This window comes from Stenotrophomonas africana (genome assembly GCF_013004645.1).
GTDB classification, from domain to species: domain Bacteria; phylum Pseudomonadota; class Gammaproteobacteria; order Xanthomonadales; family Xanthomonadaceae; genus Stenotrophomonas; species Stenotrophomonas africana.
Genome location: NZ_JABEME010000013.1, coordinates 34,496 through 58,310, shown reverse-complemented (window position 1 = coordinate 58,310; position 23,815 = coordinate 34,496). Strand labels below are relative to the sequence as shown.

Here is a 23,815-nt window from a genome sequence, read left to right as displayed (position 1 = left end):
GACTCAGGCTACCGAACGGCGTGGCTTCAGCGGCACGACCTTGGTTGCGTCCTCGGCACGGCGGGCCAGCACGCGGTCGATGCGCGCGAACACATCGCGCATCACCGAGGCTTCCGGCAGCAGGGTCACGCGGAAATGATGGCGGTAGGGCACGTTGAAGCTGGAACCCGGTACCACCAGCACGCCTTCGTTGTTCATCAGGTCCAGCGCGAAGTTGTGGTCGTCGAAGCCCTTGGCGGCGGCACCGACCACGGCCGGGAACGCGTACAGCGCACCGGCCGGCGCGACCAGCGACAGGTGCTCGCTGGCTTCGCAGGCTTCGATCACCGCGCGGCGGGTTTCATACAGGCGGCCGCCCGGCGTGCACAGTTCGGAAATGGTGTCCGGGCCGTTCACCGCGGCTTCGATGGCGTACTGGCCCGGCACGTTGGCGCACAGGCGCAGCGCGCCGAGCAGGTCCAGCGCGGCGCGGAAGTCGCCCAGGCGCGCGTCGTCGCCGCTGAGGTGGGCCCAGCCCACGCGCCAGCCGCAGGCGCGGTGCACCTTGCTCAGGCCGCTGAAGGTCAGGCACGGATGATCACCGGCCAGCGGCGCGACCGGCTGGAACACCGCGTCGTCGTACAGGATCTGGTCGTAGATCTCATCGACCAGCAACAGCAGGTTGTGGCGTCGTGCGATCTCGACCACGCGCTCCAGCAGTTCGCGCGGGTAGCTGGCGCCGCTGGGGTTGTTCGGGTTGATCAGCACGATGGCGCGGGTGCGCGACGACACCAGCGTCTCGATCTCGCTCGGGTCCGGCTGGAAGCCGTTCTCGGCAGCGCAGCGGTAGTACACCGGGCGGCCATCGTTGAGGATGGTCGAGGCCGACCACAGCGGGTAGTCCGGCGACGGCACCAGCACTTCGTCGCCCGGGTTGAGCAGCGCACGCAGCGACAGGTCGATCAGCTCGCTGACGCCGTTGCCGACGAACACGCGGTCCGGGTGCGCATCCGGTGCGCCACGACGGGCGTAGTAACCGGCGATGGCCTCGCGCGCCACCGGCAGGCCCTGCTGATGGGTGTACGGGTCGGTGCGGCCCATGTCGTCGGCGATCGCACGCTGCAGGTGCTCCGGCGCGCGGAAACCGAAAGCGCCCGGATTGCCGATGTTGAGCTTGATCAGCTTGCGGCCCTGCGCCTCCAGCTCCCGGGCTCGCCGCGCCAGTTCTCCGCGGATTTCGTAGCGCACTTCGGAAAGGCGCTCGCGGATGGCCAGGGGCTTGGGCGAGTTGGTGGACATGGGAGCTGGGCCGTCAAAAGGCATGGGGCTTCCATCCTACCGGAATTGCTGCAATGCATGGCAAGGGCGCCGGGCCCGTCATTGCTGGGCTGCCAGGGCGCCGGCACAGGTAGAATGGCGGCGATGACCCAGACCCCCGATTTCATCGCCCTGCAGACCATTGGCTGGCCCTGGCCGGGCCCGGCGCAGCAGGCCGACTGGCAGGCCGCGATGGCCGCACATCCGCAGGCCCGCCCGGCGCGGGTGATCGAACAGCACCGCACCCACTACGTGGTGGCCGATGGCCCGGATGCGTCGATCAAGGCCGAGTCGCTGCCGGAATGGCAGCGCCCGCGCTTCCCCAGCCATGAACGGCCGGCCGTGGGTGACTGGGTGCTGCTGGACGGCATCCGCATCGTCGCGCTGCTGCCACGCCGCACCGCGATCAAGCGAGGCGCCGCCGGTGAGCACTACCACCAGCAGGTGATCGCGGCCAACATCGACACGGTGTTCATCGTCTGCGGCCTGGATGCCGACTTCAATCCGCGCCGCATCGAGCGCTACCTGCTGCTGGTCGGCGGTGGCGGTGCCGAACCGGTGGTGGTGCTGACCAAGGCCGACCAGACCGAATACAGCGAGGACGCACTGGCAGTGCTGGAAGAGCTGGAGATGCAGGGTATCGCCCTGCATGCGATCAACGGCCTGGATGCCGACAGCGTGGCGGTGCTGCAGCCTTGGCTGGGCCCGGGCCGCACGGTGGTGCTGGTCGGCTCCTCAGGTGCCGGCAAGTCCACGCTGACCAACACGCTGCTCGGCGAGCAGCGGATGAAGACCAACGCGGTGCGCGCGAACGATTCGCGCGGCCGCCACACCACCACCCATCGCGCGCTGATGCCGCTGCCGATGGGCGCCTGCCTGATCGACACCCCCGGCATGCGCGAGCTGAAGCCGACCGGTGAAGAGACGCTGTCCGAAGGTGGCTTCGCCGATATCGAAGCGCTGGCCGCGCAGTGCCGTTTCAACGACTGCAAGCACCAGCAGGAACCGGGTTGTGCCGTACGCGCAGCGATCGACGCGGGCGAGATCGAAGAGAGCCGGCTGCTCAACTACTTCAAGCTGAAGGAAGAAGTGGCCGCCGCCGCCGCCAAGCTGGCGGTGCGCCAGGCCGAGACCGCGCAGGAGCGTGGCGGCAAGAAGGGCAAGGGCCAGCAGTTCCGCCCGGCCGGCAAGCCGCGTAGGCGCTGACAGTGCAGCCGAGCGTGGGCTCGGCTCTACAAGAGATGCATCCCGGGACACCCTGTAGCGCCCGAGCCAACGCTCGGGCGGTGGCGCGCAGCGCCGGACATGGCAGGGCGCTATAGTCCGCGCATGGAACCGACTGCGACGCTGGACCGTGACGTGGCCCACCATGCAGCGCTCGATGCGCGCCTGGTCGAGGCCGTGGGAGGCATCCGTCTGCTGGGCCTGACCAGCTGGCCGGCAACGGTGCAGGCACCGTTCCTGGACAGCGTGGCGCGTGGCCAGCCGGTGCTGCCGAAGGTGGATTACCCACGGCTGGACTTCAGCGAAGAACGTCGCGCGCTGGCCGCGATCGCCGCCGACTGCGACGACACTCATCCGCTGGGCCACTACGTGCGGCAGTCGGCGCAGAGCTGGGACCTGGCCGCGCAGCTGCTGGAAGGGCTGGGCACCGCCGCCGTTGATACCTGTTCGGTGCAGTTGTTCGGCGCCCCCGAGCAGCCGCTGCCGGGCAATGGCCCGAGCACGCGCGAAGCAGCGCGCCACTTCATACAGATTGCCGCCGAACTGGACCACGAACTGCTGGCGCCGGAAGAGCAGGTGCCGGTCTCGGCCATCGCCCTGCAGCTGCAGCTGCAGAATGATCTGGATGCGTTCTTCGAATCGCGCATCATCCAGGTGCAGCTCGACCCGGAACTGGTGTCCAAGGCCGCTGCCGGCCCGACCCGCATCCGGCTGCGCACCAGTGCGCGCTTCAGCGCCTACGACCGCGCGCAGCTGTTCCACCACGAAGCGCTGGTGCATTCGCTGACCGCATTGAATGGCCGCGAACAACCCGTGTTGCCCAGCCTGGCGTTGTCGTCGCCGCGGGTGACAGCCACCCAGGAAGGGCTGGCCACCTTCGCCGAACAGATCACCGGCAGCATCGACATCGAGCGCCTGAAGCGCATCAGCCTGCGTACCGAAGCGATCGCCATGGCGCGCGAAGGCGCCGATTTTATCGAGGTGTTCCGCTACTTCTGCGATGCCGGACAGAACCCGGAAGAGAGTTTCGCCTCGGCGCAGCGTGTGTTCCGTGGTGTACCGCCGAGTGGTGGACTGGCCTTCACCAAGGACACGGTGTACCTGCGCGGACTGGTATCGGTGCACACCTTCTTCCGCCACATGCTGGCCGAGGACCGCCTGGAGGTCTGCCGCTGGTTGTTTGCCGGCAAGATGAGCCTGACCGATGCGATCGCGTTCGCGCCGCTGTTCGAGTCGGGGGTGCTGAAGCCGCCGCGCTGGCTGCCGCACTGGATGAGCCGGGCGAACGGCCTGGCCGGCATGCTGGCGTTCTCGCTGTTTGCCAATCGGATACGGATGGACCAGCTGGCGCCGGAATGAAATGCGTTGGCGGGATGATGCACTGGCGCCTCGATTGATATCGCTGGGCGGCGGTGGGGCACCCTGGCCAGGACACGCCGTAAACCCATCCATGGGGGCTCGATCGGCGCATCCATGCGCCTCACGGTCCTGGCCAGGGTGCCCCACCGCCGCCAGACAGTTTCCCGCGCAGGCGGCAGCACATCACCGCGCCGAAGGGATTGCGCTTGAAAAGCAAAGAGCCGGGCAATGCCCGGCTCTTTGCTTTTGCTCTTCTTTGCTTTCCGCACCGTGGCGCGGGAAACCGTCGAGCAGGGTCGGATGGGCCGGCGCAGGACCGTTGGCGCCATGGATGGCGCCAACGAGCCCCCATGGATGGGTTCACGGCGTGTCCTGCGCCGGCCCATCCGGCCCTGCCCCGCGACGATAATCAAGACGCCGCGGGGCAACGCTTTCGACTTAGAACTCCGCCGCCACCGTCATGAACAACTGCCGCGGCGCGCTCGCATGGATCGCATAGCGCGTGCCCTTCGGATCGGTCGGCGCGAACGAGCTCAGCTGGCCGGCATAGCGCTTGTTGGTCAGGTTGGTCGCGTTCAACGACACCCGCACGTTGCGCAGGCCCAGGCCCGGGCCGAAGTCGTAGCCCGCGCCGGCGTCGAAGGTGGTCACGCCCGGCACCGACTGGTCGTTGGTGTAGGTGTAGTAGCGCTTGCCGGTGTACTTGGCACGCAGGCTGGCGAAGAAGCCATCGCGGTTCCAGCTGATTTCACTGGAGGCCATGCGCTGCGGCGTATCCACCGTGATCTTGCCGGCCACCGGTACGATGGCGCCGCCCGAGGTGTAGTCATCCTCGTAGGTGGTCTTGTTCCAGGACAGCGCGTTGTACCACTGCAGACCGTCGATCGGCTTGAGGATGAAGGTCAGCTCCGCACCGTGGCTCTTCACCGAGCCGACGTTGATGAAGCGCGTCACGCACTCCGGGCGCGTGCCGACTTCGATGCTCGAGCACGGGTTCAGCGACAGCAGGCGGTTGTCGAACTTGACGTTGTAGGCCGCGATCGACGCCTGGTATTTCTCGCCGAAGGTACGGAAGCCAGCTTCCAGGCTCTTGGACTTCTCCGGCTCCAGGCCGGCGCTGGCCGCGAACGATTCCGGCGATACCTGCAACGGGCCGCCGCTGCCACCGCCGACGAAGGCGGCGATGTTCTCGGCATAGGAAGCGAACAGCTCGTTGTTGGCGTTGAGCTTGAAGCCCAGGCCCAGCTGCGGCAGCACCGATTCCTTGGCGGTCAACGTGCCCGAGGCGATGCTGGTTTCCACGCCCGGCTGGGCGGTGGCGCGCATGCGGGTGTTCGGGCTCTTGATGCCCACATCCACGGTCAGGCGCTGGTCCAGGAAGCGCATGCGGTCCTGCACGTAGAACTGGCGCGTGCGGATGTCGAAGTCCTGGTTGAACAGCAGGCGGTCCGGGTTCTTCAGGTACAGGTCGTCCAGGAACGGGCCGCTGATGTAGTAGAAGTTGCGCGACACGTTATGGTCGTTCTGCTCGTACCACAGGCCGGCTTCCAGCTCGTGGATACCGACCGTCCACGACAATGCGGCGGTCAGGCCATCGCGGTTGATCGTGTAGTTGGTACTGCGGATCGAGATCGGCAGCATCTTGTCGGTGCCCGGGTAGGACGGCTGGCCCGGTGCCCACCAGTGGCCCTGGCCACGGTTGTCGTGGTGATAGGCCAGCAGCTTCAGGCGGCCCTGCTCGCCCAGGCGCAGGTCGGCATCCACCGAGTACAGGTTGTCGTCACGCAGCGCACGGCTCTGGTAGTACGCGTCGTCGATGCTGTTGACGCCGCCGCTGAAGGCGCAGCGTGCCTTGTTGTAGGTGCCCGGCGCGCAGTACGCGGCGGCGACGGCGCGATCCCAGTCCGGTGCATAGATGTTCCAGTCATAACCGAGGCCACGGGCCAGCATGTCCTTGGACAGATAGGCGTAGTTGGCCTGGCTGGCGCGCGAGGTGGCCACGAACGCACCGAAGCGGTGATCGCCGACGTTCCACACCGCCTTGGCGTTGAACTGGCGGGTGGTCTGGTTCTGGTACGGCGCGGCCCACATGTCCTGGTCCTGGTGCACGCCGGACACGTAGGCCGAGAAGCCGTTGATGTCGCCGGTATCCACGCGCAGGTAGCCACGGCGCTGGCTGTCGTCGCCAACGGTGACGCTGGCGCGGCCACCGAATTCGGTGGACGGGTCCATCGAGAAGTACTGGATGGTGCCGCCCAGGTTGCTGGTCGAGGCCACGCCCAGCGAACCGATACCCTGCGACAGCTCGGCACCGGCCAGGTTCTCGGCGATGATCGCGCGGGCGATGCTCAGGCCGTTGTAGTTGCCGTAGCTGTTGTCGCCCAGCGGAATGCCGTCCAGCGTGTAACCGAGGCGGCTCTTGTCGAAGCCGCGCAGGCTGATGGTCTGCGATTCCTCGTTGGCACCGAAGGCATCATTGGACTGCACCGACACGCCCGGCAGGCGGTCGAGGATCTTCTGGCCGCTGGTGCCCGGCGGCAGTACCTGCTTGTCGACGGCGGTGATGCGCTGCACCTGGCGGGTCTCGCCCTGGCCGATCACGGAGACGGTATCCAGCGTCTGCGCGCTCAGCGCGGCATCGGTACTGCCGGTGGCACCGGTATCGGCGGCGGTGGCGGCATGGGCGCTGGCGGCGGCGGAGAGCGCGATCGCCACGGCGATCGTCAGGTGTCGGGTCTGCATGGTGGTCCGTTGCATTGGGGGTGGTCACCGGCACGCGTGCGCGGTGCATGGCCACTATGCGAACGGAACATGAAACCTTCTTTACGGAAAACCAACGAACGGTGCAGGGCAGTGGTGCGTGTCCTGCAACATGTTCGTCATGGTGGTAGGCCGGTGGGGATCAGAAGCGCTCCCCAGGCCAGCTCAATTTGAGCTGGTCCATGCAGTCACGATCATGTTCGGAGAATGAGAACCCGATCTGGATGCCGTTCACTACCGTGCCGAACACCGTCGACTCGTCCAGACTATGCCCTGACGGGACGGAAAGGACGTTGAAGTCGGGGTAGCGACGACCCATCTGCTTTCGCGAGATGCAGGCGCCGCCCAGCCGCAGCGTAATGCCTTTGATGATTCGCCCCGACGCATCGGTGTAGATCTGGCCAGAAGGCCCCTTGATCCTCCCGGCGACCACGAAGGGCGCCAGATCGATGGTGGCGCCGTCGCCCCGGCCCCTTCTTGCTTCCGAATGCGAGCCGGCCGGAGCCAGTGGCGATAGCTGCGCGACAAGGTCAGAGCGTGCCAGCTGCAAGGACCAGCGTTCCACGAGCCGCCATGCTGCATCCGCCTCATCCGCAGTGGCAGCAGGTGGGGTGGCCGCCAGTGGCGGGGTGGCGACCACAAGAAGCGCAATCAGCAATGCACGCATGCCAACCTCCTTGATCCGCGATTCCGGCCGTTCATCCATCGGGCTCGGCGAGCGTTGGCAGGTATAGCACCGGTTCTGCCGATGTGTCGGGCAATACGTCCCGAAAATGCAGAAACAAAAAGGGGCCGGATCCCCCTCGCAAGCGAAGGTTCACCGGCCCCGCGCACTCCGTGGGGGAGGCGGTCCACGCCTTGCGTGGACACGGGCTCAACCCATGTACAGGCCACCGTTGACCGGATAGTCGGCGCCGGTCACGTACGAGGCTTCATCCGAGGCCAGCCAGGCGCACAGGCCTGCCACTTCCTCGGGGCGTCCCAGGCGGCGCACCGGCACCGAGGCGGCCAGCCGGTCCAGTACATCCGGCGGGAAGCCGCTGATCGCCTGGCTGGCGATGTAGCCCGGCGACAGCGTGTTGACGGTGACCCCGCGCGAGGCCACTTCCGCCGCCAGCGCACGGCTGAAGCCGTGCATCGCGGCCTTGGCGGTGGCGTAGTTCACCTGCCCGATCTGACCCTTGTGGGCGCTGACCGAGCCGATGTTGATGATGCGCCCCCAGCCCCGCGTGGCCATGCCATCGACCACCTGCTTGGTCAGGTTGAACAGTGCATTGAGGTTGGAGGCGATTACCGCGTTCCAGTCCTCCACCGTCATCTGCCGGAACAGCAGGTCGCGGCTGCCACCGGAGTTGTTGACCAGCACGTCCACTTCACCGACTTCGGCGCGGACCTTGGCGAACGCGGCGCTGGTCGAGGCCCAGTCGGTGGCGTTGCCTTCGGAGGCGATGAAGTCGAAGCCCTGTTCGCGCTGCTCGCGCAGCCAGTTGGCCTTGCGCGGTGAGTTAGGCGCGCAGCCGGCAACCACGGTGTGGCCGCTGCGGGCCAGGCTCTGGCAGATGGCAGTGCCGACACTGCCCATTCCACTGGTGACGTAAGCGATTCGAAGCGTCATTGCAGAAGGCTCCTTGGCAAAGGGTCAGGCGGCGAGGGGATACAGGCCGAACAGCAGGCTGCCGATCATCAGCAGCATCGAGATGGCGATGGCCCACTTCAGGGTGAACTTCTGGTGATCGGCGAATTCGACCTTGGCCAGGCCCACCAGCAGGTAGGTGGACGGCACCAGCGGGCTGAGCAGGTGCACCGGCTGGCCGGCCAGCGAGGCGCGCGCCATCTCCACCGGGGTGATGCCGTAGTTGCTGGCCGCCTCGGACAGGATCGGGAGCACGCCGAAGTAGAACGCGTCGTTGGACATGAAGAAGGTGAACGGCATCGATGCCACAGCGGTGATCACCGCCAGGTACGGGCCCCACGATTCCGGAATCACGGCCAGGAAGCTGTGCGACATCGCCTCCACCATGCCGGTGTTGTTGAGGATGCCGGTGAAAATGCCTGCGGCGAAGATCAGTGACACCACCGACAGCACGTTGCCGGCGTGGTTGACCACGCGGCGGCGCTGCTCGGCCAGGTTCGGATAGTTGATCACCAGGGCGATGGCGAAGCCGACCATGAACAGCACCGGCATCGGCAGCACGCCGATGATCAGCGCGGTCATCAGCGCTACGGTCAGCGCAAGGTTCACCCACAGCAGCTTCGGCCGCTTGATGTCTTCGGCGTCCTCCACCGACGGCAGCGCGTTGTTGTCATCGGACACGCTGTTGTCCATCCAGCTGCCACCCTGCGGCAAGGTCACCACACCCAGGCGGCGGCGTTCCTTCAGGCCCAGGTACCAGGCCAGCAGCAGCACACCGGCACAGGCGATCACCATCGACGGGATCAGCGGCACGAACACGTCGGCCGGGTCCACGTGCAGCGCGGTGGCCGCGCGTGCGGTCGGGCCACCCCATGGGGTCAGGTTCATCACGCCGCCGGCGAGGATGGTCACGCAGGTCATGTTCAGCGCGTTCATGCCCAGCCGCTGGTACAGCGGCAGCATCGCCGAGACGGTGATCATGTAGGTGGTCGAGCCATCACCATCGAGCGAGATCAGCATCGCCAGGACCGCGGTGCCGAGCACGATCTTCATCGGATCGCCCTTGACGAAGCGCAGGATCACCCGCACCAGCGGATCGAACAGGCCCGCATCGATCATCACCCCGAAGTAGAGGATGGCGAACATCAGCATCACGCCGGTCGGCGCGATCTTCTTGATGCCCTCCAGCATCATCTCGTCGATGCCGGCGCCGAAGCCACCGATCAGCGCGAACAGGATGGGGATGGTGATCAGGGCGACGAGCGGCGACAGGCGCTTGCTCATGATCAAGTACATGAACGTAATGACCATGCCAAAGCCGAGGATGCTCAGCATCATCTGCGGACTCCTTGCGAAAACAGGACGTGGGGAAGTGGAAGGGGCCCGGGCGGCATGCCCGGGAAATCAGGCTTAGAAGTCGTACTGCAGGCGTCCGGTAACCGCGTGCGTGCGGTCCACCGTCACCCCGGCCAGGCGGTCGCGGTTGCGGCTTTCGATCACGTTGAGCATGAAGCGCAGGTTGTCGCGCAGGTACCAGTTGCCACCCAGCGTCCAGGCCTCGGTGCTGCCGCGGCGCAGGTCCGGCGCGCCATCGAGATGCTGCGCGCCCCACATCTGGTCATAGCGCAGCGCCAGTTCGAAGGCGCCGGCCTTGTGGCGGATGTCCTTCACTCGCGCGAAGCGACCGGTCTTGCGGTCGTAGGCGCGGCTTTCGCCGGTCACGAACCAGCTGAGCATTCCGTAGGCCGCCATCACATCGCCGCGCTGCGCGCCGTCGTCGAAGGTGGCGCCACTGAACTCGCCCTGCCACGACAGCGGGCCGCGCACCTGCGCGTACTCCAGCGACCACTTGTTGACGTCGGTATCGCGGCCGGCGGAGAAGTCGACCAGGGTCAGGCGGCTCTCGTCGGACAGATGGCCGGCCGGGCGCGGGCGGATACGCAGGCCGGGCACGCCGTTGGCGCCGGGGTTGTCGTAGGCCTCGCGGGCCAGCGACAGGCCCAGGTGCAGCACGTCGCCGTCGCTGGGCGAGGGTGCCCAGGTGACGCGGCCACCGGCAGCGCGCCCCTTCACCTGCCAGGCGTCGATGCTTTCCAGGCTGTAGAGGCTGGCCGCCCAGGTGAAGTCACCGGGGTTGGCCTGCCATGACGCACCCAGGCGGTACAGCGGCGCCAGCGTGGTGCCGGCGTTGCCGCGCTCCAGGAAGCTGCCGTAGTTGGAACTGGTGCGGTCATCCAGCGAGAAGTACTGCTTGAACTGGCCCACGGTCAGCTTGCCGGCCTTGCCGAAGCTGCGTGCCAGGTACACGTCCTTGGCCTCGACGCGGTCGCCGGAGAAATCGGCTTCCAGCTTGTAGTCGACCACGAAGAACTTGCCGGACACGTCAACCCACGCACGGCGGATTTCGGTGTCGTCCTTGTTCGGGGTGCCGCGGTTGTCGTTGTCGAAGGTGGCGAAGTCCAGGTGCAGGCGACCACCGAGGGTGGCGGTGACCGGACGGTCGTCTTCGGCGGCAAAGGCCGGCGCCGACAGGGCAGCCAGCGCCATCATGGCGGCAGGACGCCGCCAGGCAAACATGAATTCCACAAACCCTCCCAGGTGCGCGCCAGGCGCGCGGCAATCGTGGGCACCGGACGGTGCGCGGCCGCAGTCTGGGTCGGGCAAGCTGTCATCGTCCTGTCAACGGATTGTGCGGTGCAGCGTAAAGCGACCCGCTGGCGCCTCCGGACGGGGCCCGGCGAGCGCGGCAGCGGCATGCGGTAGCATTCGTTTCCCCTCCCACCCCCGTGCCCATGCGCCTGCTGCTGGTCGAAGACAACCCGGATCTGGCTGATGCGATCATCCGCCGCATGCGCCGCAGTGGGCACGCCGTGGACTGGCAGGCCGATGGCCTGGCGGCGGCCAGCGTGCTGCGTTACCAGAGCTTCGACCTGGTGGTGCTGGATATCGGCCTGCCCAAGCTCGATGGCCTGCGCGTGCTGGCGGGCATGCGCGAGCGCGGCGACAGCACACCGGTACTGATGCTGACCGCGCGCGATGGCATTGAAGACCGCGTGCAGGCGCTGGATGTGGGCGCCGACGACTACCTGGGCAAACCGTTCGATTTCCGTGAGTTCGAAGCGCGCTGCCGCGTGCTGCTGCGGCGTGCACGTGGCCAGGCCAGCGAAGTGGTGCAGATTGGCGGCTTCCAGTTCGACAACGCGGCGCACCGGGTCAGCCTCGACGGCGAACCGATCGAACTGCCCAACCGCGAGTACCGCCTGCTGGAGATCCTGGTCGGGCGCCTCGGCCAGGTGGTCGGCAAGGATGAGATCGGCAACGGCCTGTTTGGTTTCGATGACGAAGTGGGCCCGAATGCCATCGAGTTGTATGTTGGCCGCCTGAGAAAGAAGCTGGCGGGCGCACCGCTGCGCATCACCACGGTGCGCGGTGTCGGCTACCTGCTGGAGGCCAGCGATACCCATGCCGACGCCGATGGCTGACGCGCACGCTGCGACTGCGGCGCCGGGTTCGCTGCGGCGCACGCTGCTGCTCTATCTCGGCGTGCTGCTGGCGGTGTTCGCGGTGGCCCTGCTGTTCGCCGCACGCGATTACGGCCAGCGTGCCGCCAACCGTTCCTACGATCACCTGCTGGTGTCCTCGGCGCTGTCCATCGCCGATTCGGTGGCCCTGGTCGATGGCCAGTGGCAGGTCGATCTGCCCTATGCCGCGCTGGACCTGCTGGCGATGGCCCCGGAAGACCGTGTGTTCTATCGGGTCGCAGACAGCCGCGGCAACCTGATCACCGGCTATGGCGACCTGCCGGCGCCGCCGCGCCGGCCCGGCACGCAACCGCAGCTGTTTGATGCGGCGTACAGCGGGGAGACCGTGCGCTTCGTGGTGGTCGGCCGCAGCTTCGCTGCCGCCTCGGCACTGGGTGAAGTACAGGTGCAGGTCGGCCAGACCCGGCGCGCGCGTGAAGCGGTCGCGCAGGACCTGGTCAACCGCGCATTGCTGGCGATCGGTGTGCTGTCTGGCCTGCTGCTGGCGCTGGTGGCGTTTGGCGTGCATCGCGCGTTCCGGCCATTGGTGCGGGTGGAACGCGAGCTGTCGCGCCGCGAGCCGTCCGATCTGAAGCCGCTGGATGCGCGCGTGCCGCGCGAGATGGACCAGATGGTGGCGGCGTTGAATCGCTTCATGGAACGCCTGTCCAGCAGCAACGAGACACTGCGCGCGTTCATGGCCGAGGCCGCTCATCAGATGCGCACGCCACTGGCGGCATTGCGTGCGCAGGCGCAGTTGGCGCTGGATGATGACGATCCGGAGGACATGCGACGCAGCCTGCAGGCGATCGAGCGCAACGCCACACATATGAGCCGGCTGCTCAACCAGCTGCTCAGCGATGCCAGTGTGATCCACCGTTCGCATCTGCAGCGCTTTGCGGCGGTGGACCTGGCCGAGACGGTGCACCAGGCCCTGCATGAAGCGCTGCCGCAGGCCAGCCCGGCGCCGCGCGTACAACTGGCGATGACCGCCGAACCGGTGCAGGTGCATGGTGATGCACTGCTGCTGCGCGAGGCGATCAAGAACCTGGTCGACAACGCACTCAAATACGGCGGTGACGGCCCGTTGCAGATCGCGTTGACCGTGGAAGGCGGGCAGGCCGTGCTGACCATCGCCGACCACGGTGCCGGCATTGCCGCCGCCGATGCGGAACGCGTATTCGAGCGCTTCGCCCGTGGCGAAGGCGCGCCGTCCGGCGGCGCCGGGCTGGGCCTGGCCATCGTCAAGCGCGTGGTCGACAGCCATGGCGGCCGCATCGACCTCAGCAACCGCCCGCAGGGCGGGTTGATCGCCACCATCCGCCTGCCCCGGAGCAGTCCATGATCCGCCTGTTCGCTGCTGCCGTTGCCTTGCTGTTGGCCGTGCCGGTGCTTGCAGCACCGGGCGACGTACGCCGCTTCCCGGCCCAGGCAAAGGCCACTGCGCAGCTGCGCATCCACGGCACCACCGACATCGAAGTGTTCGCGGTGGTGATTGCCGATTACCAGCGGCTGCACCCCGGCACGGAAGTGGTGTACGAGGACATCATCACCCAGGACCTGTACGCACGTTACCTGCACGACCGCGGCGGACCGGCATCGCCGGACCTGCTGATCTCCAGCGGCATGGACCTGCAGACCAAACTGGTCAATGACGGTCACGCGCTGCCACACCGTTCGGCGCAGACCGGCGCGCTGCCGGCCTGGGCGCAGTGGCGCAACGAGGCATTCGGCATCAGCTATGAGCCGGTGGTGATGGTCTACAACACCCGCGCGATGCCTTCGGCCAAGGTGCCGCACACGCGCCGCCAGTTGTTGGACCGGCTGCGCGCGGAGGGGGCGCCCCTGCGCGGCAAGGTCGGCACCTATGACATTGAGCGCAGCAGCGTCGGCTACCTGTTGGCGACCCAGGATGCGCAGCGCGGCAGCATTGCCGGCGCGTTGCTGGGCGCGCTCGGCGACAACGACGTGGTGCGCGAGGAGCGCACCGGTGTTCTGCTGGACAAGGTCGCCAGCGGACAGCTGTCGCTGGTCTACAACGTGCTCGGCTCCTACGCGCAGGCGCGCATCGACGCGGGTGCCCCGCTGGCGATTGTGGAGCCCGAAGACTACACCCTGGTGGTGCTGCGCACCGCGGTGATCCCGCGCACCGGCCCACACCCGGAAGAAGCGCGACGCTTCCTCGATTACCTGCTGTCCCCGCGAGGCCAGCAGGTGCTGTCGCGCGAGGCGCGGCTGATGCCGATCGTGACCGGCAACGCACGTGGCGACGATGCGCCCGGCCGCAGCCGCCGTCCGATCCAGCTCGGCCCGGGCCTGCTGGTGTATCTGGACGCACTCAAGCGCCGCCAGTTCCTCGATGCCTGGCGCAGCAGCGTGGAGCCGACAGGGCGCTGAGGCTCCGGCCTGCCCGTACAATGGCCGCATGAGCGAATACACCATCCTGATCGCCGATGACCACCCGCTGCTGCGTTCGGCGGTGGTGCAGTCACTGCGGCAGAGTCTGCCGCTGGCGCAGGTGCGCGAGGTCGCCAGCGCCGAGGCATTGGCCGAAGCACTCGACGCGCACCCGGACGTGGACCTGGTGCTGCTCGACCTGACCATGCCCGGTGCACACGGTTTCTCCGCGCTGCTGCACGTGCGCGGCTCGCATCCGGACATCCCGGTGGTGATCCTCTCGTCCAACGACCACCCCCGTGTGATCCGTCGCGCCCAGCAGTTCGGCGCGGCCGGTTTCATCCCGAAGTCGGCCCCGGCCGAGACCATCGGCGAGGCGGTGCAGGCGGTGCTCGATGGCGGCCTGTGGTTCCCGGCGATGGCCGCCGAACGCTCCGAGGCCGACGCACTGCTGGCCAGCCGCCTGGCGCAGCTGACCCCGCAGCAGTTCCGCGTGCTGCTGTGCCTGGCCGATGGCCTGCTCAACAAGCAGATCGCCTATACGCTGGGGTTGGCCGAGAACACGGTGAAGGTGCATGTCACCGCGATCCTGAAAAAGCTCGAGTGCCATAGCCGAACGCAGGCAGCGGTGCTGGTGAAGGCGCTGGAGCCCGAGGGCGACGCCGGCACCGGGTTGTAGTTTCCAGCCAACGGCGTAGCCCCTCGTGGGTGGACACGTAGAGCAGTTCATGGGTGAGGCCGGGCAGGTGGACTGCACAGGGGCCGCTGCAAGTACGTCCATGTGAGCTCGGTCGCCGCATCCATGCGGCTCACGCCCCTGCGCAGCCCACCTGCCCGGCCACGGACAGGTTCCGTGCACGTCCACCCACGGAAGAGAAAAGAAGATCAAAAGCAAAGGCAGCCTGACAGGCCGCTTTTTGTAGAGCCGAGCCCACGCTCGGCTGCTTTCTGGCCGGTCCGTGAAGCCGAGCATGGGCTCGGCTCTACACGAGCAAGCGCAGCGCGCGACCCGCTTTTGATCTTATTTTCTTCTCCGTGGGTGCAGGCCACCGAAATCTGTCGGAGGCCGGTCGGGTTGGGTGCGCGGGGGGGGGCAGCCGCATGGGCCCGAGGCATGCCTCGGGCGGGCTGGGCAGGACGCCCAACCCGGGTCTTGCCGTGTGCGCAGGACAGCGCACACGAGCAAGCGGCTGCCAAGCCTCCAGGGACGGATTCACGGCGTCCCCCGCGCATCCAACCCGACCGGCCCACCCACGGCCTTTGCTTTCCACGACCAACCAGACACCACCCACGAGGGGCTGCGCCGTTGGCTGGAAACTACCCGCGATGCCGGATCAACAACTGACTCATCAGCGCCCGCAGCGCCGGCGGCTTCACCGGCTTGGCCATCATTCCCCAGCCGCGTTCGGCGGCCATCTCACGCAATCCCGCGTCGCGCTCGGCAGTGACCAGCACCACCGGCGGGCGAGCCTGCCACAGTTCGGCCAATGTCTCGTACAGCACCGGCCCGTGGTGATCGCCCATGCGCACATCCAGCAGCACCAGCTCCGGTACCGTTACGGTACTGGCCAGCTGCAGCGCCGCCTGTGGGCCATCGGCCAGTGCCACCTCGCAGCCCCAGCGCTCCAGCAGCGCGCGGCTGGCGGCGCAGACGTGCGGATCGTCGTCGATCACCCACACCCGGCGCCCGCGCAGCGGATTGTCCGCAGCCGGTTCCTGCGCCAGCACCGGTGCGGGCGCGGCGGCGGGAATCGCGCTGGCCTCGCCGAACGGCACGCCCACCGCGAACACGCTGCCCTGGCCCAGCTGCGAGCGCAGCCGGATCGGATGCCCGAGCAGACGACCGATGCGGTCGACGATCGCCAGGCCAAGGCCGGCGCCGCGCTGCTGGCCGTCGTGCAGGCGGCGGAACTCCTCGAAGATCTCGCCCTGCAACGCGTCGGGAATACCGGGGCCCTGGTCGTGCACTTCGATCCACAGCAGGCCTTCGCGGCGACGGCAGCCGAGCAGTACGCGGCCGCGTTCGCTGTAGCGCAGCGCATTGGACAGGAAGTTCTGCAGGATGCGGCGCAGCAGGGCTTCATCGCTGACCACTACCGCAGCGGTATCGACCCAGTCGACCACCAGTCCTCGCGACTGTGCGGCGATGCCGAACTCGCGCGCCAGCGTCTGCAGCAGCGGGCCGAGCCGGAACGCCTGCACGCGCGTGGGCAGGCTGCCCGATTCCAAGCGCGCGATATCCAGCAGGCTGTTGAGGATCGCGTCCTGCGCGGCGAGTGCTGCATCGATATGGTCACTGGTCTGTTGCTGCGCAGGGTCACTCAGCTTGCCGCGCAGCACCGAGACGAACATGCGCGCCGCGTTGAGGGGCTGCAGCAGGTCGTGCACGGCCGAGGCGACGAAACGGGTCTTGTAGCGGTTGGCCTGCTCGGCTTCGCGGCGTGCTTCTTCCAGGTCATGGGTGCGTTCGGCGATGCGGTGTTCCAGCGCATCGGCCAGCGAGCGCAGTTCGCGCGCGGCGTTCTTGTAGCTGGTGATGTCGGCATAGCTGGTAACGAAGCCGCCGTCGGGCAGCGGGTTGCCGCGGATCTCCAGCACCGTGCCGTCGTCCTTCTCGCTCTCGCGCATGTGCGGGCGGCCGCTACGCAGGTGGTTGAGGCGGCGCTCGATGGCCTCATCGACCGGGCCGGGGCCGAGCAGTCCACGACGGGCATTGAAACGGAACAGCTCCTCGATCGGACGACCGACGCGCACCAGATCTGCCGGGAACCGGAACAGTTCCAGATAGCGCGAATTCCACGCGACCAGGCGAAGCTCCCGGTCGATCACCACCACGCCCTGCGGCAGGTGTTCAAGGCTGCGGCTGAGTCCGCTGTCGGCGTCGGTGGCCGCCTGCAGCAGGCCGTCCTGAGCGGTACGCAGTTCCTGTGCGTGCTGCTTGAGCAGGGTTTCCAGTTCGCGGCGGCTGCGCAGGCGATGTTTGGCCAAGCGTCGGCGCTGCTGCACGAACAGCACCAGGAAGCCCAGCGCCAACCACGCGGCACCGCCGGTAAGCGCGGCTGCACGGCCGGCGGCGGTGGCCGCACCCGCATCGTGCAGCAGATGCAGGTTCCAGCCTTCGGCGGGCAGCGGCAGGCTTTGCCACAGCATCGGTTGCGGCAGTGCCGGATCCAGCAGGCGCACCATGCGGCCACCATCGGCCAGTACGTCTTCGGTTCGCGCGCGCAGCGGCTGCAGGGCGCGGTCGGCGTACTGGCGGGCGTCCAGCATCTCGCGGCGCTCATCGGCGCCCAGCGGACGCAGCAGGCGGTAGCGCCAGTTGTCACGGTTGGCCAGGAACACCACGTCGTGGTCGTCGCTGGCCAGCACCACATCGGGGCTGCTCAACCATTCCTGCTCCAGCGCCGACAGCTCGACCTTGATCACCACCACGCCGAGCCGCTTGCCGTCTTCCTCGATGGCCTGCGACAGGTAGTAGCCGGGCACGCCTGTAGTCATGCCGATGCCGTAGAAGCGGCCGCGGCCCTGCGCCAGTGCCTGCCGGTAGTAGGGGCGGTAGCTGTAGTTCTCGCCGACGTTGGTGGTCGGCTGGTCCCAGTTGCTGGCCGCCACTGCCACGCCGTCGTAGCCGACCAGGGTCAGGGTCGAGGCACGGGTGACTTCATTGGCGCGTTGCAGCTTGAGGTTCAGCCGCTGCCGTTCGGTGGGCGAGGGCGGCACACGCAGGGCGTGCAGAAGATCCGGATCCAGCGCCAGTACCTGCGGCAACGTGCCGAAGCGGTCGATGCGCTGCTGCAGGCCCTGGCCATACAGCTGCAGCTGGCGTTGCACCTGGCTGCTTTCTTCACCAAGGGCGCGCCGCCAGGCGTAGTGGCCGGCGGCGACCGCGCACAGCACGGTGCCACCGACCATCACCACGAGGGTCAGCAACAGCATCCGGTGGCGGCTGAGCCAGTACATGGCGGCAGTCTACGCAGGGCCGGCGGGCGTGCCGTGCACGCCCGCCGGGATCTGACGTGGAAGGGGTCAGAAGTGCATCTGCGCGCGCAGTTCGAAGATCTCCGGCGTGCTGTGCACACCGCGACGGCTGGCGTCGACCTTCACGTAGTTGGCCTGGAACTTGAAGTGGCTGGTCAGGTACCAGTTCGCGCCCAGGGTCAGGTCGTGCTGGCGGCCGCCGAGGATGCTGCCATCGTCGAGGTCCATGCGGCTGTAACGGGCCACCAGTTCCACCGCGCCGTAGTCGTGCGCCGGCTTGATGTTGGCCACGGCACCTGCGTTGTACGGACGCGACTCGCCGGTCAGCACCCAGCTGGCCATCGCGTACTGGCCGCTGCCGGTGTAGTCGGGCTTGCCGTCATGGCGGGTGACCGTGGCGCGCAGGGCTTCGGCCTGCAGCGAGAACGGGCCGCGGATCCAGATGCCTTCCAGGCCGGTGCGGCGGATCTGGTCGGCGGTGACCAGCGCGCCGGAATCGACATAGCGGATGTCGGTCAGGCCGGCTTCCGGGCGTGCGCGCAGGCGTGCGCTGGCTTCGTGGTGTACATCGCGGCCATCGCTGTAGCCGCGCGGATTCTCCTGCGAATAGGCCAGGCCCAGGTGGATCACGTCACCCGGCGCCTTCACCGGGGTCCACACCGCACGCACGGCCTGGGTGGTGCCGGGGTTGTCACCCTGCAGGTCCTTGCCGCCATAGGCGCCGGCCTGCAGCAGGTACTGCGGGCGCTCCAGCACCCATTCCACGCCGGTGCGGCGGCCTTCGTAGAAGGCCTGCACGGGCAGCGCGGTTTCCAGGAAGCTGCCGGCGCGCGAAGAGGTGTTCGCATCCAGGCCAACCGGGGTCTTCATGTAGCCGAAGCGGAAGCGGCCGATGTCGCGGCCGAAGAAGGCCTTGCTTTCAAAGCGCACGAACACGTCCAGCCAGGTATCGGACTGGAAGTCGTAATAGACCATTGCGTCGTAGACGCCCTTCTTCTTCAGCGTCGCACCGAACTCCTTGCGGCGCACGGCGTCGTCGTCCTCCAGGCCGCTGCCCGAGGAGAAATCGTTGTAGTCGTAGGCGATGTTGGCGGTAGCGGCCAACTCGGTGCCGTCGCCGAAGGCGTACTTGGTCGGCCAGTTGTCGAAATCGGCAGCCGAAGCGAAGGCGGGAAGCGCGGCCAGCGACAGGGCCAGCAAGGTGGGAATCGGGCGCATGTTGGGTGCGGCTCTCTCAGATTGCGTGTGGACAGGACAACAACGGCCGCAGGGGCCGAAACTTTCGCAAGGACGCGCCCGGCCGTTCAGCACGGGCCACCGGCCTCCCCAGGATCGGGCGGTGCGGCGCCAGTGTAGGCATCGCCGCCACCTGAACCGGGGGGCTAGTACCAATAGGTTATCTGCGCCGGCGTGCCCGGCGCGTACAAAGGCGTCCATTGGTCGCACCTCCTGCGCGTGCAGCACAGGGCCTGCGATCAGTTTCCACGGTAACGGTTCCCGTGCTGTCACGGGGCCGTACGTGCCTGAAAACGCCCCTTCCGGAGTCCGCCATGCACATCCCGACCGCAGCCCCGGCGCCTGCAAAGCCGTTGCCGATCTACCGCCAGCTGTATTTCCAGGTGATCGTGGCGATCGTCCTGGGCGCCATCCTCGGCCACTACGAACCGCTGATCGGCGAGAAGATGAAGCCGCTCGGCGATGCCTTCATCAACCTGGTGAAGATGATCATCGCGCCGGTGATCTTCCTCACCATCGTCACCGGCATCGCCAGCATGACCCACCTGCGTACGGTGGGCCGGGTGTTCGCCAAGGCGATGGCGTACTTCCTGTTCTTCTCCACGCTGGCACTGATCGTGGGCATGATCGTGGCGCACGTGGTGCAGCCCGGCGCCGGCATGAACATCAACCCGGCCGAGCTGGACCAGACCGCGGTGCACAGCTACGTCGAAAAGTCGCACGACCTGACCCTGGTCGGCTTCCTGATGGACATCATTCCGAAGACGCTGGTGAGCGCCTTCGTCGACGGCAACATCCTGCAGGTGCTGTTCATCGCGGTGCTGTTCGGCATCGCGCTGGCATCGGTGGGCGAGAAGGGCAAGCCGATCCTGAACTTCCTGGAGGCGCTGGTCGCCCCGGTGTTCAAGCTGGTGCACATCCTGATGAAGGCCGCCCCGATCGGTGCCTTCGGCGCAATCGCCTTCACCATCGGCAAGTACGGCGTCGGTTCGCTGGTCAACCTGGCGTGGCTGGTGGGCTCTTTCTACCTCACCGCGTTCCTGTTCGTGGCGGTGATCCTCGGTGTGGTCTGCCGACTGTGCGGCTTCTCGGTGTTCAAGCTGGCGCGCTACCTGAAGGCCGAACTGCTGCTGGTGCTGGGTACTTCCTCGTCGGAGTCGGCGCTGCCGTCGCTGATGGAGAAGATGGAACGTGCCGGCTGCAGCAAGTCGGTGGTGGGCCTGGTGGTCCCGACCGGCTACTCGTTCAACCTGGACGGCACCAACATCTACATGACCCTGGCGGCACTGTTCATTGCCCAGGCCACCAACACCGAACTGACCCTGGGCCACCAGATCGCCCTGCTGCTGGTCGCCATGCTCAGCTCCAAGGGCGCCGCTGGCGTCACCGGTGCCGGCTTCATCACCCTGGCCGCGACGCTGGCGGTGGTGCCGGAAGTGCCGGTGGCCGGCATGGCGCTGATCCTGGGCGTGGACCGCTTCATGAGCGAATGCCGCTCGCTGACCAACTTCATCGGCAATGCGGTGGCCACCGTGGTGGTCTCGCGCTGGGAAGGCGCGCTGGACCGCAACCGCCTGCAGCTGGCGCTGGATGGCCGCGAAAGCGAGCTGCCACCGCCGGTGGACGCACTGCCCGAGGCGCTGCCGGCCAAGGGCTGATCCAGGTGTGTGGTACCGCGGGGCCGATCACGACAGTGGTACGGCCCCGCGGCGCTTCATGGCGTCCCATGACTGTCATGGGTAGCGCCGATGCTGGTCTGGGCTCGGGTCGCATACGGCACGGAATTGTGCGGTCGCAGCATGGTTGCGACAGGATAGCGACAGGTCCAGACGCTCCAACGGGGGTATGATCCCCTGTCCCTTCTGCCCATTCATGTAACCCACATCGATGTCCAACGAAGATTTCAAACAGGCCGCCCTCGATTACCACCGGATGTCCCCGCCGGGAAAGATCAAGGTTTCCGCTACCAAGCCCATGCTGACCCAGCGCGACCTGTCGCTGGCGTATTCGCCGGGCGTGGCGTACGCCTGTGAAGCGATCAAGGCCGACCCGCAGCAGGCCAGCGAGCTGACCGCCCGCGGCAACCTGGTGGCGGTGATCTCCAACGGCACCGCGGTGCTGGGCCTGGGCAACATCGGCGCGCTGGCCGGCAAGCCGGTGATGGAAGGCAAGGGCGTGCTGTTCCAGAAGTTCGCCGGCATCGATGTGTTCGACATCGAAGTGGACGAGACCGACCCGGACAAGCTGGTCGACATCATCGCCTCGCTGGAGCCGACCTTCGGCGGCATCAACCTGGAAGACATCAAGGCGCCGGAATGCTTCGTGGTCGAGCGCAAGCTGCGCGAGCGCATGAAGATCCCGGTGTTCCATGACGACCAGCACGGCACGGCGATCATCGTCGGTGCGGCGGTGCTCAACGCGATGGCGATCACCGGCAAGAAGATCGAGGAAGTGAAGCTGGCGACCACGGGCATGGGCGCAGCCGGCATTTCCTGCGTGAACATGCTGGTGCAGCTGGGCCTGAAGCCGGAAAACATCCTGGCCTTCGACCGCGAGGGCGTGATCCACACCGGTCGTACCGACCTGGATCCGGAAAAGCAGCGCTATGCGCGCGACACCGACAAGCGCACCCTGGCCGAGATCGTCGACGGCGCGGACATCTTCCTGGGCCTGTCGGCGCCGGGCATCCTGACTGCCGACATGGTCAAGACCATGGCGCCGGATCCGGTGATCTTCGCGCTGGCCAACCCGACCCCGGAAATCATGCCGGAACTGGCGCGCGCCGCGCGTCCGGACGCGATCATCGGCACCGGCCGTTCGGACTACCCGAACCAGGTCAACAACGTGCTGTGCTTCCCGTACCTGTTCCGCGGTGCGCTGGACGTGGGCGCGACCGCGATCAACGAGGAAATGAAGATCGCCTGCGTGCGCGCCATCGCCGCGCTGGCCCGTCGTGCGGCCACCGACATGGGCTCGGCCTACGGCGGCGAGACCCCGAGCTTCGGCCGTGAATACCTGATTCCGCGTCCGTTCGACCGCCGCCTGCTGGTGGAGCTGTCGGCCGCCGTGGCCCAGGCCGCGATGGACTCGGGCGTGGCCTCGCGCCCGATCGACGACATGGGCGCCTACCGCGACAAGCTGGCCCAGTTCGTCTACCGCACCAGCCTGATGATGAAGCCGGTCTACGACCGCGCGCGCAGCGACAAGCAGCGCGTGGTGTACGCCGAAGGCGAAGAGGAAGTGGTGCTGCAGGCGGTGCAGAACGTGGTCGATGACGGCCTGGCGCACCCGATCCTGATCGGTCGCCCGGAAGTGATCGAGTCGCGCATCGAGCGCCTGGGCCTGCGCCTGAAGATCGGCGAGAACGTTGAAGTCACCAACATCAACGACGACCCGCGCTTCAACGAATACTGGCAGTACTACCATGGCCTGACCGGCCGTCGTGGCGTGACCGTGGCCGCGGCGAAGAACCTGATGCGTTCGCGCCCGACCCTGATCGCGGCGGTAATGGTCGCCCGTGGCGAAGCCGATGCGATGCTGACCGGCATCGTTGGCCGCTTCCACAAGAAGCTGGGCTACGTGCGCAGCGTGCTGCCGCTGGAGCCGAAGGTCACCTCGACCTCGGCGATGACCGGCGTGATCAACCAGCAGGGCGTGTTCTTCTTCGTCGATACCCACGTGCAGGAAGACCCGACTGCCGAGCAGCTGTGCGAAGCGACCCTGCAGGCGGCCTACCGCATGAAGCTGTTCGGCATCGAGCCGAAGGTGGCGCTGCTGTCGCATTCCAACTTCGGCAGCCACGATTCGAAGGATGCGCTGAAGATGCGCCAGGTGCGTGAGCTGCTGCTCAAGCGCAACCCGCGTCTGAACGTGGATGGCGAAATGCAGGGCGACACCGCATGGGATGAAGCGCTGCGCCAGAAGCTGCTGCCGGGCTCGACCCTGCAGGGCCGCGCCAACCTGTTCGTGCTGCCGAACCTGGAAGCGGCCAACATCGCCTACAACCTGGTGCGTGTGTTCACCGACGGCGTGGCGATCGGCCCGATCCTGATGGGCGTGAACAAGCCGGTGCACATCCTGACCACCAGCGCGACCTCGCGCCGGATCCTGAACATGACCGCCATTGCGGCGGTGGATGCGCAGATTCGCAAGCAGCTGGAAGCGGAAAAGAAGGCCTAAGCCTTCTTTCCGATTCGATCTGCAGAAACGCGCCCCACGGGGCGCGTTTCTGTTTCCGCAAAGCGGAAACGGGTAGAGTCGACTGCCTTTCGTAAAACCACCGAAAATCCCGCGCGATCGCGCGATAGTCGACTAACAGTCGACTCTACCGGTCCCGATGCCGGTCCCACCGCTGCCACACGCGCTACGCAACCCGGTCATGTGCCTGCAACGCCGCTGCGGCCCAATACGC

16 protein-coding genes are annotated in these 23,815 nt (G+C 67.1%); 8 read left to right on the top strand and 8 right to left on the bottom strand.

The window, feature by feature from the left end; translation table 11 throughout:
* Nucleotides 1-3 precede the first annotated feature (3 nt).
* Nucleotides 4-1,278 carry a pyridoxal phosphate-dependent aminotransferase gene (locus tag HLA98_RS18335; RefSeq protein ID WP_057500553.1) on the bottom strand — a complete coding sequence of 425 codons (1,275 nt, stop codon included), beginning with the start codon at nucleotides 1,276-1,278 and terminating at the stop codon, nucleotides 4-6.
* A 114-nt stretch (nucleotides 1,279-1,392) separates the two neighbouring features.
* Here HLA98_RS18335 and rsgA point away from each other — a divergent pair, with 114 nt between their 5' ends.
* Both rsgA and HLA98_RS18325 read left to right on the top strand, forming a co-directional pair.
* Nucleotides 1,393-2,502, top strand: coding sequence for a ribosome small subunit-dependent GTPase A (gene rsgA / locus HLA98_RS18330; RefSeq protein ID WP_049448338.1), 1,110 nt, complete (start codon nucleotides 1,393-1,395; stop codon nucleotides 2,500-2,502).
* Between the two features lie 123 nt (nucleotides 2,503-2,625).
* On the top strand, nucleotides 2,626-3,879 hold the full coding sequence (locus HLA98_RS18325; RefSeq protein WP_057500554.1) for a flavohemoglobin expression-modulating QEGLA motif protein: 1,254 nt from the start codon (nucleotides 2,626-2,628) through the stop codon (nucleotides 3,877-3,879).
* Between the two features lie 438 nt (nucleotides 3,880-4,317).
* On the opposite strand, the gene HLA98_RS18320 is transcribed toward HLA98_RS18325, so the two are convergent.
* From HLA98_RS18320 to HLA98_RS18300, 5 genes are all read right to left on the bottom strand, one after another.
* On the bottom strand, nucleotides 4,318-6,621 hold the full coding sequence (locus tag HLA98_RS18320) for a TonB-dependent receptor (protein WP_057500555.1): 2,304 nt from the start codon (nucleotides 6,619-6,621) through the stop codon (nucleotides 4,318-4,320).
* 160 nt (nucleotides 6,622-6,781) lie between these two features.
* On the bottom strand, nucleotides 6,782-7,306 hold the full coding sequence (locus tag HLA98_RS18315) for a hypothetical protein (protein WP_057500556.1): 525 nt from the start codon (nucleotides 7,304-7,306) through the stop codon (nucleotides 6,782-6,784).
* Nucleotides 7,307-7,513: 207 nt separating this feature from the next.
* Nucleotides 7,514-8,254 carry an acetoacetyl-CoA reductase gene (gene phbB, locus HLA98_RS18310; protein ID WP_057500557.1) on the bottom strand — a complete coding sequence of 247 codons (741 nt, stop codon included), beginning with the start codon at nucleotides 8,252-8,254 and terminating at the stop codon, nucleotides 7,514-7,516.
* A gap of 24 nt (nucleotides 8,255-8,278) precedes the next feature.
* On the bottom strand, nucleotides 8,279-9,607 hold the full coding sequence (locus HLA98_RS18305) for a CitMHS family transporter (protein ID WP_057500562.1): 1,329 nt from the start codon (nucleotides 9,605-9,607) through the stop codon (nucleotides 8,279-8,281).
* Between the two features lie 75 nt (nucleotides 9,608-9,682).
* Nucleotides 9,683-10,822, bottom strand: a complete 1,140-nt coding sequence (locus HLA98_RS18300; RefSeq protein WP_057500563.1) for an OprO/OprP family phosphate-selective porin — start codon at nucleotides 10,820-10,822, stop codon at nucleotides 9,683-9,685.
* Nucleotides 10,823-11,064: 242 nt separating this feature from the next.
* Between HLA98_RS18300 and HLA98_RS18295 the strand changes: the two genes are divergently transcribed.
* The 4 genes from HLA98_RS18295 to HLA98_RS18280 are packed head-to-tail and all read left to right on the top strand — an operon-like array spanning nucleotide 11,065 to nucleotide 14,869.
* Nucleotides 11,065-11,754 (top strand): response regulator transcription factor, encoded by a 690-nt coding sequence (locus tag HLA98_RS18295; protein ID WP_057500558.1) that lies wholly within the window; start codon nucleotides 11,065-11,067, stop codon nucleotides 11,752-11,754.
* Nucleotides 11,747-13,138, top strand: coding sequence for a sensor histidine kinase (locus tag HLA98_RS18290; RefSeq protein ID WP_057500564.1), 1,392 nt, complete (start codon nucleotides 11,747-11,749; stop codon nucleotides 13,136-13,138). Before HLA98_RS18295 ends, HLA98_RS18290 begins: the two co-directional genes overlap by 8 nt.
* The gene (locus HLA98_RS18285; protein WP_057500559.1) at nucleotides 13,135-14,190 is read left to right on the top strand and encodes an ABC transporter substrate-binding protein; all 1,056 of its coding nucleotides are present in this window, start codon (nucleotides 13,135-13,137) and stop codon (nucleotides 14,188-14,190) included. Before HLA98_RS18290 ends, HLA98_RS18285 begins: the two co-directional genes overlap by 4 nt.
* Nucleotides 14,191-14,218: 28 nt before the next feature.
* Nucleotides 14,219-14,869 carry a response regulator gene (locus HLA98_RS18280; RefSeq protein ID WP_049448343.1) on the top strand — a complete coding sequence of 217 codons (651 nt, stop codon included), beginning with the start codon at nucleotides 14,219-14,221 and terminating at the stop codon, nucleotides 14,867-14,869.
* Between the two features lie 638 nt (nucleotides 14,870-15,507).
* Here HLA98_RS18280 and HLA98_RS18275 read toward each other — a convergent pair.
* A complete protein-coding gene (locus tag HLA98_RS18275; protein WP_057500335.1) occupies nucleotides 15,508-18,150 on the bottom strand; it encodes a hybrid sensor histidine kinase/response regulator in 2,643 nt (880 codons plus the stop codon).
* Between the two features lie 66 nt (nucleotides 18,151-18,216).
* Entirely contained in the window at nucleotides 18,217-19,386 is a 1,170-nt protein-coding gene (locus tag HLA98_RS18270; protein WP_005414426.1) for an OprO/OprP family phosphate-selective porin, read from the bottom strand.
* Between the two features lie 332 nt (nucleotides 19,387-19,718).
* Here HLA98_RS18270 and HLA98_RS18265 point away from each other — a divergent pair, with 332 nt between their 5' ends.
* Nucleotides 19,719-21,062, top strand: a complete 1,344-nt coding sequence (locus tag HLA98_RS18265; RefSeq protein ID WP_005410972.1) for a dicarboxylate/amino acid:cation symporter — start codon at nucleotides 19,719-19,721, stop codon at nucleotides 21,060-21,062.
* 229 nt (nucleotides 21,063-21,291) lie between these two features.
* A complete protein-coding gene (locus tag HLA98_RS18260; RefSeq protein ID WP_032129106.1) occupies nucleotides 21,292-23,583 on the top strand; it encodes an NADP-dependent malic enzyme in 2,292 nt (763 codons plus the stop codon).
* Nucleotides 23,584-23,815: the final 232 nt, after the last annotated feature.